This is a genomic window from Zhongshania aliphaticivorans, assembly GCF_902705855.1.
Taxonomy (GTDB): domain Bacteria; phylum Pseudomonadota; class Gammaproteobacteria; order Pseudomonadales; family Spongiibacteraceae; genus Spongiibacter; species Spongiibacter aliphaticivorans_B.
On sequence record NZ_CACSIJ010000001.1, the window covers coordinates 549,992 to 566,901 of the forward strand.

Genomic DNA, 16,910 nt, shown 5'->3' on the forward strand with positions numbered 1-16,910 from the left:
AATGCAAGACGCGGCATCGCAGAAACCACATAGAAATAATGTTGACCCGGCAGAAATAGCCAAGTTCGAAGAATTGGCCCATCGCTGGTGGGACCGCAATAGCGAATTCAAACCCCTGCACGACATCAACCCGCTGCGCGTGAATTACATCGACGAGCGCTCACCACTCGCGGAACGTCGAGTAGTGGATGTGGGTTGCGGCGGCGGCATTTTATCTGAAGCCATGTTTCAGCGTGGCGCCCGCGTTAAAGGCATCGACATGGGCGAAACCCCACTCAGTGTGGCGCGCCTGCACCAACTAGAGTCCGGTGCCAAGGTTGAGTATTTTCAAACCACAGCTGAGGAGCTCGCCGCAGATGAGCCCGGCAGCTACGACATCGTGACCTGCCTAGAAATGCTAGAGCATGTCCCCGATCCATCGTCAGTTATTCGCGCCTGCGCGGCCCTGTGCAAACCAGGCGGCGACATTTACTTCTCTACCATTAACCGCAATCCCAAGGCGTTTATGTTTGCGATTGTCGGCGCCGAGTATTTACTAAAAATGCTACCCAAAGGCACCCACGACTTCAGCCGCTTTATTCGCCCTGCGGAACTAGCTAACTGGGTTCGCGACGCCGGCCTGCAAATGCAGCACATGACCGGACTCACCTATAATCCGCTGCTGCGCACGTATCGGCTGAACGAGAAAGACGTCGATGTAAATTATATGATTCACCTGAAGAAACCTGCCTGATGCTGCGCGCTGTACTTTTTGACCTAGATGGCACTCTGCTCGACACCGCTGCCGACTTCACCGCCGTGCTTAACGGCATGCTCGCTGAGCACAATCGGCCCGCACAGAGCTACGACGCGGTGCGTCAACGGGTTTCCGACGGCGCCCGCGCCGTGGTCAGCTTAGGCTTTGAGCAAACCGAAGGCAGTGATGGCTTTGCTGATTTACTCAATGAATTTCTCGACCGCTATTTAGCCCAGCTTTCAGTAAGTACCACACTTTTCCCCGGTATGGCCGAGGTACTAACACACATTGAATCATTGGGATTAAAGTGGGGCGTTGTCACTAATAAGCCGGCGCGCTATACCGAACCACTGCTTGCAGCAATGCAACTCGCGACCCGCTGTGGCACCGCCATTTGCCCCGACCATGTCACGCATCGCAAACCCCATCCCGAACCAATTTATTTAGCCTGCAAAGAAATAGACTGCCTGCCAGCACACACTATTTATGTGGGCGATCACAAACGCGATATCGACGCCGGCCACAATGCCAATATGCGCACTATTGCTTGCCGCTACGGCTATATTTCCGACGACGACAGCGCCGACAACTGGGGCGCCACCTATGTCGTCGACACTGCCGCCGACCTCATCCCCTTAATCACTAATTTACAGCAGCCATAAACCCGAGGATTTTACGTGCCTTTAACGCTTCCACCAGACTATATCGCCGAGCCACAATGCCTACTGGGTAAAATCATTTTGGTGACCGGTGCCGGTGACGGCATTGGCCGCGCCGCTGCGCTGAGCTATGCCCAGCACGGCGCCACCGTAATTTTGCTAGGCCGTACCGTCGACAAACTCGAAGCGGTTTACGATGAAATTGAAGCCGCTGGCTATCCGCAAGCTGCCATTTACCCCGTACATTTACGCGGCGCAGCGATGAAGGATTACGAAGAACTGGCAAACACGATTGAACGGGAGTTCGGTCACCTCGACGGCGTGCTACACAATGCCGGTGTGCTCGGCCAGCGCCGCACCCTAGCCCAAACCACAGTGGACAGTTGGGACGAGGTCTTACACGTTAATTTAACCGCGCCATTTATGATGACCCAAGCACTGCTACCCATGCTGGCCGCAGCAGAAAACGCGTCGATTATTCTGACGTCCTCAAGTGTTGGCCGCAAAGGGCGCGCATTTTGGGGAGCCTATGCAGTGTCAAAGTTTGGTACCGAAGGCATGATGCAAATATTGGCTGACGAAGAATTTGAGCTTAACAACACCCGTGTGAACAGCATTAACCCTGGCGCCACCCAAACAGTAATGCGACGCACCGCCTACCCCGGCGAAAACCCGCAGGACAATCCCCTGCCAGAAGTGATTATGCCACTTTATATTTACTTAATGAGCGACGCCAGCAAGGCCGTTAACGGCCAACAGTTTGACGCTCAAAGCAAATAACAGAGTATCTACAGGCATGATTGGCTTTGTAGGAGGCCGCACTGAGGCCGATGGAATTACGCTTAAGTATTGGCAATCGCGGTCGGCGCCCACTCCTTGTGCGCCCTAGCTCGGGCGCAATAGCGGTAAAATCAATCACGCAACGCGCCCTGCATCGCCTCAATCTGCTGTTGATAGCCTTCGCTCATATCTGGCGTTACAGATAAACCCAAACGCGCAAAAGCACCTACCGTCGACCAATCAACACTTGCCAAGGGATGCTCGGTACCCACATAACTGTGCAAATTTGCAACCGTAACTAAATCCACATAGTCGCCCTCAGGTACTTCGCGTGCAAAATCCATATGCTGCATAGGCACCGCAACCAACTCATCTGCAAAACCCCATGCTTCAAGAATACGACTGCCAACCTCTGGGCTGAGGCTAATTAATATTTGATCAAGCAAATTGGGGTGGTCACGTAAAAAGCCACGTCCCACTGCATATGACAACACCGGCAATGTTCCAACTTGATGAACAATACCCGCAAGTGTCGCCATCTCGGGCTTTAAATGTTGCTGTGATTTAGCGAGGGTATGACAAATCGCCGCCACGTCAGTACTGTGCATCCAAATAGCGCGCATACGCTGATTAAGCGCCTCTTTGGTAGACAAAAATATTTGCTGCATCGCCAAGGTCGTCACCAGCGTACTGGTGTAAGTAAGGCCGATTCTTCCAATGGCCGACTTTACATCGTGAATAGGTTGAAAGCCCCGTAACAAAGAACTATTGGCAATACGCAAAATGCGGGTTGCTATTGAACTATCATTTTCAATGATCGTTGCCAACATACCTACATTCACGTCGGGATCGCTAGCTGCCGCACGAATCTCAAGCGCAACTTCTGGCAGGGTCGGCAAGACTATCGAATCGTTTTCGATAGCTTCTAATAGGTCAAGCCGAACCTGTTCGACCAAGGGATTGCTTAATGACACATTCAATAGCTCACTGCTAGACATAAAAGGAGACTAACAAAAGCCTAGGCACACTATCAGTGCTAAAAATACCTATAGTGCAGATACAAAAATGCCGAGGTAACAGACGTCATCACCTCGACATTTTTGCTTACTTATTTTAAATTTAAACCAAAGTTGCTTCGGCAGCCGCGACGGCCTTCGCCGCATCGCAAGCAATACCTTGTTCGCCCATTGCTGCAGCCAGTGCCTTCAATAGTAAACTAATATTTTCTATTCTAGCGCTATAGCCCATCAAACCAATTCGCCATACCTTGCCCGCAAGATCACCCAAGCCTGCGCCAATTTCCAAATCATACTTCGCAAGCAGGTATTGGCGAGTAGTCGCATCGTCTATGCCCTCTGGGATATAAACACTATTTAACTGCGGCAAGCGGTGATCCGCATCAACCACAAAACGAATTCCGAGGGTTTCTAGCCCCGCCGCCAGCGCCTTATGCATTGACGCATGACGCTGCCACGCATTTTCTAAACCCTCTTCCTGCAGCATCACCAACGATTCGTGCAAACCGTAAAGCGCATTAACAGGTGCCGTATGGTGATAAGCCCGCTTACCACCCTCGCCCCAATAACCTAAAATCAGGTTCATATCCAAAAACCAACTTTGTACCGGGTGCTTACGCCCTTTAATCGCTGCAACAGCAGCGTCACTGAACGTGACAGGCGACAAACCTGGCGTGCATGACAAGCATTTCTGACTACCGGAATACACCGCGTCAGCCTGCCATTCATCTACCATCAGCGGCACGCCACCCATTGACGTCACCGCATCAACAATACTCAACGCCTTGTACTGCTTCGCCAATCCACACAATATTTTCGCATCGCTCAGTGCGCCCGTTGAGGTCTCGGCATGAACAAATGCCAGAATTTTAATATCTCCATGTTCTTTTAAAGCCGCCTCAACCGCCGCCGGCTCCACCGCCGTTCCCCATGCAAAATCGAGTCGCACTGCAGTGGCGCCACAACGTGTCACATTTTCAATCATACGATTGCCAAACACACCGTTCACGCACACCAACACCTTGTCACCCGGCTCGACAAGATTAACAAAACAGGCTTCCATGCCAGCAGAACCTGGCGCAGAAATTGGCAAAGTCAGCTCATTACTGGTCTGAAACGCATACTTAAGCAGCGCTTTGGTTTCATCCATCATACCCACAAATAAAGGGTCTAAATGCCCCAGCGTTGGCCGGCCAAGGGCCTCTAAAATACGAGGATGCACATCAGAAGGACCGGGACCCATCAACGTACGACGAGGAGGATGGAATGAAGAAATTGTCATAATAAAATCTCGCTAATCTGACACAACGCCAACAATCAATGGGGACAACCTGATTGTGGCCAATAGAAAGTTGACAGTGATTATACCTGAATACCCCGCCCTGTTAGAAACCGCTTTTACAAGGCGGCCGAAAAGCCCCTACACCACGAAAAAATCAGACACGGTCTGGCAGGGCAGGTCATTAATAAATGCCTTGATCAGTCGATAGTGCTCGTACTGAAAATCTTTGGCCTGCTCACACCGACGCTTGGCACCCTCTAGATTTATCGACGCCGTAGTATCTTCACCAGTCACAATGCGCTCGCGCATTAGCTTAGTATCGGCATCCCAAACAAAACTCCCATAGTATCGCCAGGCATTGATCAAATGCCACTCACCAAAGCCAGACGCATTCTGCTCATAGATGAATACCGGCTCGTCGAAAGGCCACGGTGTATACAAATAGCTTGCTAGCGCTTCCGCTAACTTTTGATTGACCTCTTGCTGCGCAACCACCCCTAGATTTTCGTTTAATACATCGCTAACCAAGGTGCAATCAGCACAACCACAACTCTCCCCCTCTGCAAGAATACCCAATAATCGCAGACACAAAGCTGACTCCTCTGCCAACTCAACTACACGCATTTTCGCCTGTTTTCTATCACGAAATATCGCAACACACTCCCCAGAATGAACGACACTCGCCGGCAAACCAGAGCGAAACCGTAATTGGGTAACACCGTTGTCATTCAAAACAAAACGCACACAGCAAGGCTTGCCAATAGCCTTAGCGCGACGCTGCATTTGTGGCTTCTCAAAACGCAAAGACGCACTCAAATAAAACCCCACCGACAACTCACCCGCCAACACATGCCACTGAACCCCACAAACTCGGCGTGCGAGCTTAGTCGCCTTACTGTCCCCAGAACAATTTGTGAAATGGCTAAGCACCTGAGTTTGAAGCGACGCCGCACCACCTAAATACAATAACTCCCCCGCCTCACCCAATAAGCGGTAAACACCGGGCTGACAGGGAATTGCATCAATATCACCCTGATTAATCGACGGCGGCAACACCGGCAGCCCCAGTTGCAAACCCAGCTCAAAATTAAAAACCGCCTCCCCCTTGTCCCCCCTCGCGTAATCTAAAAATGCCTTCATTGCATCTACGTCTGCCATCGCGCGGTGATGCACTTCAGAATAAAACCCAATCCGATTACAAATTGCCTCTAAGCCGTGCTTAGGCCAATCGGGATACAAAGTTCGCGCCAGCTTCAATGTGCACAAGACCTTGGGCTCATACTCGTACCCTAAACACCGTAAATGATGCCGCAAAAAACCCGCATCAAATTTTGCATTATGCGCGACCAATATCGCGCCCTCTAAATACCCCCACACCGTATCGACCACCTCAGCGAACCTTGGCTGACCACGCACCGTTGCAGCACTAATGCCCGTGAGATTTTGAATAAAAAAGGGAATTGAACATTGAGGATCAACAAGCGACTGCCATTGCCCAAGGGTATGCCCACGACTATCTTCAAGACGTATCGCAACCTCCATAATCTGATCTTCACGCGGCTGACCGCCAGTAGTTTCAAGATCGACTAAGGCAAAGCGATATTGATCAAGCATAAAATTTAGAAATCATGAATTAACAACCGTTATAAGTTATTTATAAAACCGAGAAATATGTAAATCTAGGTGGGGAAAACTAAAGACAACGGACCAAATCCTAGAAGCAAACTCCATCCACGTAACTCGCAAAGCCCTTAGCGAGTGATCCGAACTTTTATTGAACTAGTATATAGTGTGTTTCCGGTATAGTTTGAGTATAAGCTTACACATCCATTTTACAAATTAAAGCGTGGTGATATATGTCCATTCTACTTCGGCTTAAATCTGCACTATGCTTGGCTGGCCTGCTGCTTAGTTACAACACCCTTGCTTGGGATTGCCCCGAAAGCTTAAAACAATCCCGCCCGACGCTAGAAGCTGGCGAACTCAATCTCTGCGACACAGTAAAAAGCGCCAAAGTACTGCTGGTGGTAAACACCGCCAGCATGTGCGGATTTACACCGCAGTTCGAAGGATTAGAAGCCCTGTACCAAGAATTTAAAGATAAAGGCTTGCTGGTACTAGGCGTGCCCACCGCTGACTTTGGTGGGCAGGAATACGAGGACGCTGAGAAAACGTCAAAAGTTTGTCATGCAAATTATGGTGTTAGTTTTCCGGTGTTTCATAAATCATGCATTCGTTGCGACAGCCCTGACCCCTTACTCAAATTAGTTGCGGATGCCAGCGACACCACACCTAAGTGGAATTTTTATAAATATGTTTTCGATCCCGCGACTGGCGAATCGGATAGTTTCAGTTCGATGACCAAACCAGATTCAGCACCGTTGCGCAATGCCATTACTAAGCGGCTTGAACTAGAATAATTTATGCCGCCAATGATGTTTCAACGTGGCCGACATGCCACACTACTCCAAGTTGCGTTCACGCTAATTTTTGCTCTGTTACTTGCCGGCTGCACAGACCGAGGCGAGCTAGAATCTAACTGGCAGGACTATATTTCTAGATTAAGTCGTGTGCTTGACAGGGATGCGGGTACTGCCGGTTTCGACTCCAGCTTACACTTCCCACGGCCGCGCGATCTGGCTTTAACTTTTGAAACCAGCAATATCGATTTACTCGATTTTTTGCGCCTGCGCCGCTGCGCCCTGCGAGAAACCATAGCCCAGCGTAACAGTATTCTCGGTCGCCACGGTGATGCCAGTGCAAAACTTATTTTTGATCTGCGCTTTTTAAATGAAGCAGAAGACTGTATCCAGATATTAAATAGCGATGGCAAGAACAGCCTCGCGACTCAACTACGTGAAGCCGTCAATTTAAAAAGACGCGAACTACCTAGCCGTATATTTTTGGCAAGTATCGCAGGTGCTGAGTTTCGGGAATTTTGGCAAGCACCACCAGACTTACGTGCTTACCCTAATGATGGCAAAGACCCAAGCATTGCGGCGCTCGCCCGTTGGCAATACTGGCAACAACAATGGCTAAGTGGAAATTGGCAACATAATGCTGATGACGTCTTACTAACATTAGGAGAAATTCGCTTAGGTGGTGGCGGCGCATTACTACGCGCCCAGCAATTGAATACTCATGAACTTGCACGCGCTAGTGAAATTATTAAGCAAAGACTTAACGGCCGACCTTTGTGCCTGAAGCCTTCGCCAACAGCAGCGGCAGAACAATTTCGCAATGTGCTTAGCAGCCGTTTTATTAGTCGAATACAAACGCAAGCCAGCCTCATTAATCAGCATCAATACGCACTGCTGGAACAGATTCTCGCTATTGAAAATACGCTATTTTCAGCCATGACTACCGAGAAGATTGCGGTACCGGCGGCATATTTAACGTGGGTAAAGCAGCGCGATGAACTCTTAGAAAAAGCAACGCAGGCACAGCGACAACACGTTAAAGTTGCCGCTGAGCTATTAGCACAATGCGGGCTGTCACCTGGCGGAAGCGGGCAGCACTAAATAATGCAGACCAAATTAACGGCGGCGCTGTTCCATGCGGCGTAAAAATACCTCCATGACGGAGTCGTAAAGCCCATCACCGAGAAACAGATCTTCTACGCCCGAATCTATACTGGGATTATCATTCACTTCAATGACTACCACGCGGTTTTCTGACTGCTTAACGTCTACCCCGTAAAAGCCATCGCCAATCAATTTACAGGCCTTTACCGCAACATCTAGCACCTTCTTAGGCGCCTCGTAGGTTGGCATGGTGTCGAAGCCGCCAGACTGGCTTTTACTGCTGCTGTGTTTATAAATTTGCCAGTGATTGCGCACCATATAGTAACGACAGGCAAACAGCGGTTTGCCGTCTAGCACACCAATTCGCCAGTCGTAATCGGTGTACATAAATTCCTGCGCTAGCAACAAAGCGGATTTATCAAGCAAGCGCTGGCTTTCAGCTACTAGGCTATCCCAATCTTCAACCTTAACCACGCCTCGGGAAAAAGCGCCATCTGGTACTTTAAGCACTATCGGATAATTTAAAGTATCGGCAATACGCTGTAGCTCTTCCGGATTATCTCGACGTAAAAACTCCGTGCGCGGCGTAGGTACTTTATGGCTACTCAACAAATCCGCTAAGTAAATTTTATTCGTGCAACGCAAAATAGAGGTCGGGTCATCCATCACCACCAAACCGTCTGCGGCAGCCTTTTTGGCAAAACGATAGGTGTGATGATCTACCGAGGTCGTTTCGCGAATAAATAAGCCGTCGTATTCCGGAAGCCGCAAATAGTCTTTTTTAGTAATTAGCTCGGCTGAAATACCCAAATGCGCCGCGGCCTTGGTAAATTTGCGCAGTGCGGCTTTATCACTGGGCGGGAGTTTCTCTTCTGGATCAACCAGTATAGCCAAGTCGTAACGAAACGACTTTCTCGCCTTTGGCTTACGCCACATTTTGTTACTAAAGCGCTCAAACGTAGATGCAAATGCCTCCTGCTCGCCACCCTGTTTAAGGGATTTAAGCGCCATCATTTGCAGTTTTTTAATTTGCCAGCGCTGTTTGTACTCAAAGGTAATTTCGAGGAGTGGCGACGGAAAGCGTTCAAACACCGCCTTGGCAATGGCGGCATATTCCGGTGCCAAACACTCGCCAAACCAACTTCTAACGCTAAAGCTTTCTCCCGTTTTTCCCGCTGCCAATTTTGCAAGCAAAGGCTCAACCCCTTCTAGCAAAATATCGGAAAGTGATTTACGCGCCAACTCGCTAAGGGTATTTACCGACGGCAAGACATTGTGGCTGCGCGCCTCAGCAAGTAAGGAGCAATAATAGCCTGTTCCTAAATAGCGATAACTTCTGCACAGGTTTATTACTCGTACCCGCTCGCCACTGCTCTGAGTGACACGCTCAAGATAGTCGTCGAAGGTAATTACATCCTGACTCGGATAATACGGCGACCAATCTTTTAGGTCGTCAACAACAACAAAAAACCGTGACATCAACCAGTTCCTAGTAGGCGATACAATGACCGGCATTCTGCGACCAATTTTTACCATTAACAATATGCCGAAGATGATTGTATCTAGTAAATATTGCGCAGTATGATCCGTTCTTTAGCAAGGCTTATTCGCCCTATGAATTTTGCAACGATCAGACGCTACCGCGATATCAATACCATAGCGCAATTCGCAGCTACTGCCAGTGCGAATAAGCCAAATTGCAGGCTGAACCCGTGAACCACATCCGCGCTGCAGTTCAAGATGATTTAGATAGCTTAGAGGCCATAGAACAACGCTGTTTTAGTGGCGACAAACTCTCGCGTCGAAGTTTTAAAAGCCTAATTAAAGCCGGCGCTCACTCAACGTCTATTCTTTTGAGTGACAGCACTCCATGTGGCTACAGCATTGTGCTGTTCCGCACCGGCACCAGCCTCGCAAGGCTCTACTCTATCGCTTTAGACCCCGCTTATCGCGGGCAAGGCTTTGCCCAACAATTATTGGCCCATGCCGAAATGCAAGCCCGTGAACGGGACTGCCTATTTATGCGTCTGGAAGTGCGAATAGACAACCCCGCCGCCATCGCGCTTTATGAAAAATTAGGTTATGCCACCTTCGACAGTATCGACGACTATTACGAAGATGGCTGTACCGCGCTGCGCTTTGAAAAACGCCTACAGGCAGAAACCGGATCGGCCATTACCGAAGCCCCCACCTACTACCGGCAGACCACAGAATTTACCTGCGGCCCAGCGGCGCTGATGATGGCGATGCGCAACATCGACCCTAATTACCCCATTAGCCGTCGCGAAGAATTGCAACTATGGCGCGAGGCCACGACTATTTTTATGACCACCGGCCACGGCGGCAGCTCGCCCCACGGCTTGGCCTTAGCGGCGCTGAAGCGCGGCTTTGGCGCGCGGCTTTATATCAACCGCAGCGGCACGCCATTTATCGACAGTGTACGCAGCGAGGAAAAGCGGCAGGTTATTGAATTAGTACACCAAGACTTTAGCGAGCAGCTTTTAAACCACCCAAACAGTGTTGAGATTAATCCTTTGGGGCCTAGCCAGTTTCGTGAGATTCTCGAACGACACAGCCATGTTATTGCGCTCATTAGCACATGGGCATTAAACCGCAACCGCGCGCCGCATTGGGTGTATGTGAGTAAATCTGACGAACACTTTGTCTATATCAGCGACCCCGACACCAACGACAGCCGCTGGCAGAGCGAAACTGATTTTATGCATGTGCCAATAAGCATCAATGCCTTCACGAATATGGCGAGCTTCGGCCGCGACCGGCTGCGCTGCCTTCTTGCCATCCACCCTCAGGTATCGGAGTAAACCACTGCGCATGAGTCATCATCTGGATCGTCAATACCAAGAATCGCTCAAGCAGCTTTCTGAATCCCTCATCGCCATTCAAAAACCCATACTGATTTTGGATGCCATCAAATGGCCACAAACAATTGAACAACAATTTTTTAAAGACAAGGCAGAGAAGCTGCCTGCCGTTGACCGCGACTATTATCTGCGTAATCCACTCAATTTTGACCCTGTAACAAAAGCCGCCGAACTCACCGCCCTGCACAAACAAGTGCAGCAGCGGCTTGGCCACGACGACCCGCTAGGCAATATCTTGGCAGAAACCATTGAGCAGTATCTAACGGTAATTCGATTAGTTGAGAACCGTGGGAATACGGAGTTTTTGCGCGCAAGCAGAGAGCTTTATGGGTCTGCGCGGGATCACTTACGGGGCGACAAACTCACCTTAATTGAAATGGGGCAGCGCCTTTGCCATATTTTTTCGCTACCAGCAGCGAAGCATCTGGCCGCCGCCTACCCCAAGAATATTAGCGCCGAAACCGCCGTAGAGCAGTTGCAGCAGCGGCTAGCACCGTATTTTTCTGACAGTGTGTTTACGGTTAAAGAAACCGATGGCATTGTCTCTGACGCCTCAGCGGGCGGCGACTGTATTAAGGTCAATACCCACTCATCGTTTTCAAGCCTCGACTTACAGGTGCTGGAAGTACACGAAGGCTGGGTACACGTTGGCACCACACTAAATGGCCGCAACCAAGCTTGGGCAACGTGGCTGAGCGTTGGTTCGCCGAGGATCACGGCACTTCAAGAGGGATTGGCGGTACTTATTGAAACACTGACCTTCAGCTCCTTTCCGGATCGCGCTAGGCGTATTAGCGACCGCGTCGTGGCGATAGACATGGCGGAAAATGGCGCAGATTTTTTAGAGGTATACCGTCATTTTGTCGCTCAGGGCTTAAGTAATCACGACAGCTATAAAATTGCACAGCGGGTTTTTCGCGGCGGCATGGTCGAAGGTGGAAGCTGTTTTACGAAGGATCTTTCCTACGTGAAGGGTTTTGTAGAAACCGTGAATTTTATTCGCAGCGCGATTCTGTCAGACAAGCCCGAACTTCTGCCCATGCTTTTTGTTGGCAAAGTCGCGCTAGACGATATTCCTGTGCTCCATCAGTACCAGCAAGCCGGTTTAATACAAGCCCCCCGCTATCTGCCGCCAATGTTTCGGGACCTGAACGGCTTATATGTGTGGTTTGGATTTTCCAGCGGAATGTCACTGTTGGATCTGGAGCGTGTACAGGCCCACTTTAAAAATCTATTCGATCAAAACATCTCTGCAGGCTAATACGCAGACATAAAAAATGGCGGTCTAAACCGCCATTCTCACCACCAAACTGGGGCATATATTCATATTTCAGTGCAAAAACATAACTTCGCGCTGCGCTTACATGCACCAATTTGCCTCATAAAAGCAGTGTCTTAACCACCTACTCGCCGGACTGTTTGTTTTGCCTCGTAGGAACTTGTAGTTTGACCGGGATAAATTGGCGACTCGGTAGTCACGTATTCGTCAACAACAGACTTCACCACAATTCGACCATTTACATCTTTATGTACATCGCAATGATAAGTATAGGTACCTGGATTATCGAACTGCAAACTATAGGTATCACCCTTCCAACCTTTAGTCCAAATACGCGAGCCTTGCACACCGTCAAACGTAATATCGTGAGAAATCTCATCGTAGTTTGTCCACGTAACCTGCGTCCCAACTGGCACGACTAGCTCCATCGGTTTGGCGTGAAAAGTAGAGATATACACATTAGTCGCTTGTGGCTCAGAGAGCACTAACGTACCAACCATTTTCAACTCGACTCGACGGTTTGTTGCACGCCCCTGAGAACTCGCGTTATCAGCTAAAGGTTCAGTTAAACCAAAGCCTTGCGCCACTAGTTGCTGCGGATTCACCCCCGCAGACACCAGATAATAGCGCACCGATTCTGCGCGATTTTGCGACAGATTCATATTGTAATCGGCAGCGCCAATTGAATCAGTATGGCCTTGAACTGCCACCTTTATTGTCGGGTTTTCTTTTAACTCTTTACTCACTTGATCCAGAAAATCGAAGGAAATTTCCTTAATTTTTGCTGAATCAGTATCAAAATGTACCTCGCGCAGAATTAATGTATCACCAGACGTACATCCATCAAGTTCCAGTGCAGAATTCGCTGTTGGTGCCTGACACACACCCGCCCAAGTATAACTAAACGGCAGCATAGCCAACATTGCAGCTGCTATAACTAAACCAGATTTTACCTTTTTCATATGACCCCCGTCATGTGGCGCAGCCCGAAATAGACTAAACGACCATCTACTTACTAGGCTTAACGCGTTTAAATATCTCAATAGACAATAAATAAAATTGCGACCCAATTTGGGTAACACAGATGAGATAGCAAAATACGCGCCGATTTCACAAATTTTGTATTACGTGTTGTACGAGCGATGACAAAGAGGGAAATATCAGTAGATAAAAGAGGTTGAAACGAGGATTTAAAGCGCGTCTCTTAAACGCGCTTGCGACACATATGTCGGATATTTTATCCGTAAATACAAAGATAGGCGGTATTTACAGCTACCTGTAAATCAAAGTGACTGTTCGCCGGCACATCAAAGCCCTCGCCCGCAGCAAAGGTTTGCCACTCAGTTTGACCTGGTAATAAAACGGTCAACGCGCCGCTAATCACTTCCATCCGTTCTGCTGCTTCGGTGCCAAAGCGGTATTCGCCTGCCGCCATTACACCAACCGAGGCGGGCTTGTCTGCAGTAGCAAAACCAAGCGACTGAACATTGTTGTCAAAATAGCTATTGTGCTTAATCATTAAATTAACGTCCCCAAAAGGTACAAAAAAACCGCGTAATCATACGCGGCCTAGCTGTTGTGCACCAGTAATTAGCGCTGACTACTCTGCCGTGACGGCGACCGCCGGCAAGCCGTGATGGTCTCGACCAAGATAGATGTACATTGCCGGCACCACAAATAAGGTAAATAAGGTGCCAATGCTCATCCCTGAGGCAATAACCATCCCGAGGGAGAAGCGCGAGGCGGCACCTGGGCCGCTAGCCATTAACAACGGAATCATTGCCACTACCAGTGCAGCCGTTGTCATTAAAATGGGGCGTAAACGAATCGATGCGGCTTCTTCAATTGCATCGCGCTTAGACAAGCCCTGTTCTTGCAAACGATTGGCAAAATCAACAATCAATATTCCGTGCTTAGAAATAACACCGATCAAGGTTACCAGGCCGACCTGAGTGTAGATATTTAAGGTCATACCCGAGAAGTTTGTTAACTGCATGCCGTTGGTCATCGCAAATATATTCAGCATTAACAGGGCCCCACAGATCGACATCGGCACTGTAACCAGAATAATCAACGGGTCACGATAAGACTCAAACTGCGCAGCTAATACTAAATAGATAATAACTAATGCGAATCCAAACGTAGCGACCAGCGCCGTCCCCTCCTGCTTAAACTGTCGTGAACTCCCTGCATAATCGATTTGAAACCCTGCAGGCATTTCTTCGCGAGCAATGTCTTCCAGCAGCGCCAATGCCTGTCCCTGCGAAACATCAGGGCGAGGCACCGCGACAATAGTATTCGAACGCAGCTGCTGCGCATGAGACAGGAATCGCGGTTTGACCTGTTCGCTAAACGTCGCGATGGTGGATAACGGCACTAAATCCCCACTGCCTGTGCGCACATAAAACTCACCCAATTGCGTTGGATTTAATCTGGCGTCACGAGTGACCTGGGTAATAACCTTGTAAGACCGCCCTTGCAATGCAAAACGATTCGCTTCGGCACCCGCCATCATCGAAGCCAAATCGGCACTCAAGGTGTTCATATCAATGCCGAGCAGTGCCGCTTTATCGCGATTAATATCAATAACCGCTTCTGGTCGATCGATATTCAAACCAGGTGCGGCGAAGAAAAAGCGATTACTAGCGATGGCGCGCTCGACAATTTTATTTCCGACATCCGCCATGGTTTGCGCATCCGCGGTAGATTTAAGCACAAATTCAACAGGGTAGCCTTGACCTGGCGTTGGCAGCGGCGGCGGCTGAAATATTGCCGCACGAACGCCAGGAATCTTTTGGAATTCCGCATTCACTTGGTCGGTAATTTGGCCCATGGTTTTATCACGCTTATCCCATTCTTGGGCGATCATTCCCAAGAACGCAGTATTAGTGCCGCCCCCCATATTGATGGTAAAGGCGAATATGTGGTCTACATACTCATTCCCAAGCGCGATCTCTTGGCTTTGTTCAAAATAATGTTCCAAGTACTGCTGCGATGAATAGCCGTCGGTCTCGTGCAAAGATCCAGCAAAACCAAAATCCTCTGCAGGTGCTAATTCAGCTTGAGTAGAAGTAAAGAGGAAATAACACGAGATCAAAACAATTAAACCAAATATGCCAATAACGTGTCGCTGATCTAAGGCGCCATGCAGATTCTGGCGATACACTTGTCGCCAGTGTTCAAATTTTTCATCGAGGAAATGAACTAGGCGGCCGCCTGAGGTATTGCCCGTAGATGGCTTCAAAATCTTCGCACACATCATGGGTGTTAAGGTAAGCGCAATCACACCGGATATTAAAACGGCACCCGCTAAAGTAAACGCGAATTCGGTGAATAAGGTACCCGTTATACCGGTTAAAAAACCAATAGGAGCATAAACTGCAACGAGAGTAATGGTCATCGAAATGACCGGCCCCACTAATTCTCTCGCACCTATCAGGGCAGCCTTCTCCGGCTCCAAGCCCTCTTCAATATGCCGATGAATGTTCTCTAAAACAATGATGGCGTCGTCGACGACCATGCCAATGGCCAAGACCATCGCCAGTAGCGTAAGTAGGTTTATCGAAAAGCCCATGCTATACATCAAAAACAAGGCGCCAACCAAAGATAAAGGCACCGTAACAGCGGGAATTAATGAGCTGCGAATTGAACCAAGGAATAGAAAAATAACCACGATAACAATAACAACGGCTTCGACCAAAGTGGTTCTAACATCACTTATCGCGTTGCTAACGTAGACGGTACTGTCAAAGCCTATCTCTCCTTCAAGCCCTTCTGGCAATGCTTTAAACACGGCCGGAAGGACCGTTTTCACCTCGGCCATGACATCAAGTAAATTAGCGTTAGGGCGAACGGTTAAAGCAATAAATAAGCTGGGACGACCATCCCATTTAGCGCTGCTATCGTAGGTTTCCGAGCCTAATGCAATCTCTGCCACATCCTGCAAGCGCACCAAGGTATCGTTATTCGAACTCACCACCATTTGTCGAAACTCGTCGACATTCCTTAAATCTGTTGCCGCCGACAAGCCCACCTTCACGTAATTACCATTGGTAGAACCTACCGCTGACAACACATTTTGTTTACGGATCTCAGCAAAGACTTCACTGGCAGTTAAATTGTACGCCACTAATTTTTCCGGCTTCAGCCACACTCGCATCGCGTAGTTCTGTGCACCAAGAATCTGTACTTGCTCAATACCTGCAATTGCCGCAATTTCAGGCTCTACTACCCGAACCAGATAATCAGTAATCTGACTCTCATTAAGAATGTCTGAGAAAAATGAAATGTACATGGCAGCAGTGCCACTGCCGTCCGCCAATTGTATAATCGGATCTTCAGAGCCTTCCGGTAATTGATTGCGAAGCTTACCCACTTTCGCAGATATTTCGGTCAAGGCTTCATTGGCATTTTTATCCAAACGCAAATTGGCGGTGATCGTTGAAATACCCTGTCCAGACTGCGACGTTAAGAAATCGATGCCGTCCGCAGACGCAATTTCCCGCTCAAGTGGCGTCGTTATAAAACCTTCGACCAACTGCGGGTCAGCACCAGGATAAGCGACCGATACAGTAAGCTGGGCATTTTGCAGTTCTGGATATTCGCGCACGGTCAAATCCATACCCGCACGTAAACCCAGGAACAAAATAACCAGACTCACGACAACAGCCAGCACTGGACGTTTTACAAAAATATCAGTGAAATTCATCTATTCTCTCAGCTTACTTGCGCATCTAACGTCTGGAATTTCAT

14 protein-coding genes are annotated in these 16,910 nt (G+C 48.9%); 7 read left to right on the plus strand and 7 right to left on the minus strand.

The window, feature by feature from the left end:
- The first annotated feature begins 1 nt into the window (after nt 1).
- From ubiG to GVJ32_RS02520, 3 genes are read left to right on the plus strand one after another with little or no spacing between them, the layout of a single operon-like run.
- Nucleotides 2–733, plus strand: coding sequence for a bifunctional 2-polyprenyl-6-hydroxyphenol methylase/3-demethylubiquinol 3-O-methyltransferase UbiG (gene ubiG, locus GVJ32_RS02510; protein ID WP_159238455.1), 732 nt, complete (start codon nt 2–4; stop codon nt 731–733).
- Nucleotides 733–1,398 (plus strand): HAD-IA family hydrolase, encoded by a 666-nt coding sequence (locus tag GVJ32_RS02515; protein WP_159238456.1) that lies wholly within the window; start codon nt 733–735, stop codon nt 1,396–1,398. Before ubiG ends, GVJ32_RS02515 begins: the two co-directional genes overlap by 1 nt.
- 15 nt (nt 1,399–1,413) lie before the next feature.
- Nucleotides 1,414–2,175 carry a YciK family oxidoreductase gene (locus GVJ32_RS02520; RefSeq protein ID WP_159238457.1) on the plus strand — a complete coding sequence of 254 codons (762 nt, stop codon included), beginning with the start codon at nt 1,414–1,416 and terminating at the stop codon, nt 2,173–2,175.
- Nucleotides 2,176–2,306: 131 nt separating this feature from the next.
- Here GVJ32_RS02520 and GVJ32_RS02525 read toward each other — a convergent pair whose 3' ends face one another.
- From GVJ32_RS02525 to GVJ32_RS02535, 3 genes are all read right to left on the minus strand, one after another.
- A complete protein-coding gene (locus tag GVJ32_RS02525) occupies nt 2,307–3,173 on the minus strand; it encodes an HDOD domain-containing protein (protein ID WP_235035015.1) in 867 nt (288 codons plus the stop codon).
- A gap of 121 nt (nt 3,174–3,294) precedes the next feature.
- The gene (locus tag GVJ32_RS02530; RefSeq protein ID WP_159238458.1) at nt 3,295–4,473 is read right to left on the minus strand and encodes a pyridoxal-phosphate-dependent aminotransferase family protein; all 1,179 of its coding nucleotides are present in this window, start codon (nt 4,471–4,473) and stop codon (nt 3,295–3,297) included.
- A gap of 138 nt (nt 4,474–4,611) precedes the next feature.
- On the minus strand, nt 4,612–6,087 hold the full coding sequence (locus tag GVJ32_RS02535) for an exonuclease domain-containing protein (protein WP_159238459.1): 1,476 nt from the start codon (nt 6,085–6,087) through the stop codon (nt 4,612–4,614).
- A 242-nt stretch (nt 6,088–6,329) separates the two neighbouring features.
- On the opposite strand from GVJ32_RS02535, the gene GVJ32_RS02540 reads away from it, so the two are divergent.
- Together GVJ32_RS02540 and GVJ32_RS02545 are read left to right on the plus strand one after the other, a co-directional pair.
- Nucleotides 6,330–6,893 (plus strand): glutathione peroxidase, encoded by a 564-nt coding sequence (locus GVJ32_RS02540; protein WP_159238460.1) that lies wholly within the window; start codon nt 6,330–6,332, stop codon nt 6,891–6,893.
- Nucleotides 6,894–6,896: 3 nt separating this feature from the next.
- Nucleotides 6,897–7,994 carry a DUF3080 family protein gene (locus GVJ32_RS02545; RefSeq protein ID WP_159238461.1) on the plus strand — a complete coding sequence of 366 codons (1,098 nt, stop codon included), beginning with the start codon at nt 6,897–6,899 and terminating at the stop codon, nt 7,992–7,994.
- Between the two features lie 15 nt (nt 7,995–8,009).
- Here the strand turns inward: GVJ32_RS02545 and GVJ32_RS02550 are convergent, their stop codons facing one another.
- Nucleotides 8,010–9,476 carry a RimK family protein gene (locus tag GVJ32_RS02550; RefSeq protein ID WP_159238462.1) on the minus strand — a complete coding sequence of 489 codons (1,467 nt, stop codon included), beginning with the start codon at nt 9,474–9,476 and terminating at the stop codon, nt 8,010–8,012.
- Nucleotides 9,477–9,709: 233 nt separating this feature from the next.
- On the opposite strand from GVJ32_RS02550, the gene GVJ32_RS02555 reads away from it, so the two are divergent.
- Both GVJ32_RS02555 and GVJ32_RS02560 read left to right on the plus strand, forming a co-directional pair.
- Nucleotides 9,710–10,819 carry a GNAT family N-acetyltransferase/peptidase C39 family protein gene (locus GVJ32_RS02555; RefSeq protein ID WP_159238463.1) on the plus strand — a complete coding sequence of 370 codons (1,110 nt, stop codon included), beginning with the start codon at nt 9,710–9,712 and terminating at the stop codon, nt 10,817–10,819.
- Between the two features lie 10 nt (nt 10,820–10,829).
- A complete protein-coding gene (locus tag GVJ32_RS02560; protein WP_159238464.1) occupies nt 10,830–12,140 on the plus strand; it encodes a flavohemoglobin expression-modulating QEGLA motif protein in 1,311 nt (436 codons plus the stop codon).
- A gap of 134 nt (nt 12,141–12,274) precedes the next feature.
- Here GVJ32_RS02560 and GVJ32_RS02565 read toward each other — a convergent pair whose 3' ends face one another.
- From GVJ32_RS02565 to GVJ32_RS02575, 3 genes are all read right to left on the minus strand, one after another.
- Complete coding sequence (locus tag GVJ32_RS02565; RefSeq protein ID WP_159238465.1) at nt 12,275–13,120, minus strand: OmpA family protein; 846 nt, start codon at nt 13,118–13,120, stop codon at nt 12,275–12,277.
- 275 nt (nt 13,121–13,395) lie between these two features.
- Nucleotides 13,396–13,677 (minus strand): pyrimidine/purine nucleoside phosphorylase, encoded by a 282-nt coding sequence (locus GVJ32_RS02570; RefSeq protein ID WP_159238466.1) that lies wholly within the window; start codon nt 13,675–13,677, stop codon nt 13,396–13,398.
- 81 nt (nt 13,678–13,758) lie between these two features.
- Nucleotides 13,759–16,866, minus strand: coding sequence for an efflux RND transporter permease subunit (locus GVJ32_RS02575; RefSeq protein WP_159238467.1), 3,108 nt, complete (start codon nt 16,864–16,866; stop codon nt 13,759–13,761).
- Nucleotides 16,867–16,910: the final 44 nt, after the last annotated feature.

Excerpts from the sequence above, each read along its gene's own strand:
- GVJ32_RS02545 (WP_159238461.1), top strand. The coding sequence starts at position 6,897 with ATGCCGCCAATGATGTTTCAACGTGGCCGACATGCCACACTACTCCAA.
- ubiG (WP_159238455.1), top strand. The coding sequence starts at position 2 with ATGCAAGACGCGGCATCGCAGAAACCACATAGAAATAATGTTGACCCG.
- GVJ32_RS02550 (WP_159238462.1), bottom strand. The coding sequence starts at position 9,476 with ATGTCACGGTTTTTTGTTGTTGTTGACGACCTAAAAGATTGGTCGCCG.
- GVJ32_RS02525 (WP_235035015.1), bottom strand. The coding sequence starts at position 3,173 with ATGTCTAGCAGTGAGCTATTGAATGTGTCATTAAGCAATCCCTTGGTC.
- GVJ32_RS02530 (WP_159238458.1), bottom strand. The coding sequence starts at position 4,473 with ATGACAATTTCTTCATTCCATCCTCCTCGTCGTACGTTGATGGGTCCC.
- GVJ32_RS02535 (WP_159238459.1), bottom strand. The coding sequence starts at position 6,087 with ATGCTTGATCAATATCGCTTTGCCTTAGTCGATCTTGAAACTACTGGC.
- GVJ32_RS02565 (WP_159238465.1), bottom strand. The coding sequence starts at position 13,120 with ATGAAAAAGGTAAAATCTGGTTTAGTTATAGCAGCTGCAATGTTGGCT.
- GVJ32_RS02575 (WP_159238467.1), bottom strand. The coding sequence starts at position 16,866 with ATGAATTTCACTGATATTTTTGTAAAACGTCCAGTGCTGGCTGTTGTC.
- GVJ32_RS02570 (WP_159238466.1), bottom strand. The coding sequence starts at position 13,677 with ATGATTAAGCACAATAGCTATTTTGACAACAATGTTCAGTCGCTTGGT.
- GVJ32_RS02540 (WP_159238460.1), top strand. The coding sequence starts at position 6,330 with ATGTCCATTCTACTTCGGCTTAAATCTGCACTATGCTTGGCTGGCCTG.
- GVJ32_RS02515 (WP_159238456.1), top strand. The coding sequence starts at position 733 with ATGCTGCGCGCTGTACTTTTTGACCTAGATGGCACTCTGCTCGACACC.
- GVJ32_RS02560 (WP_159238464.1), top strand. The coding sequence starts at position 10,830 with ATGAGTCATCATCTGGATCGTCAATACCAAGAATCGCTCAAGCAGCTT.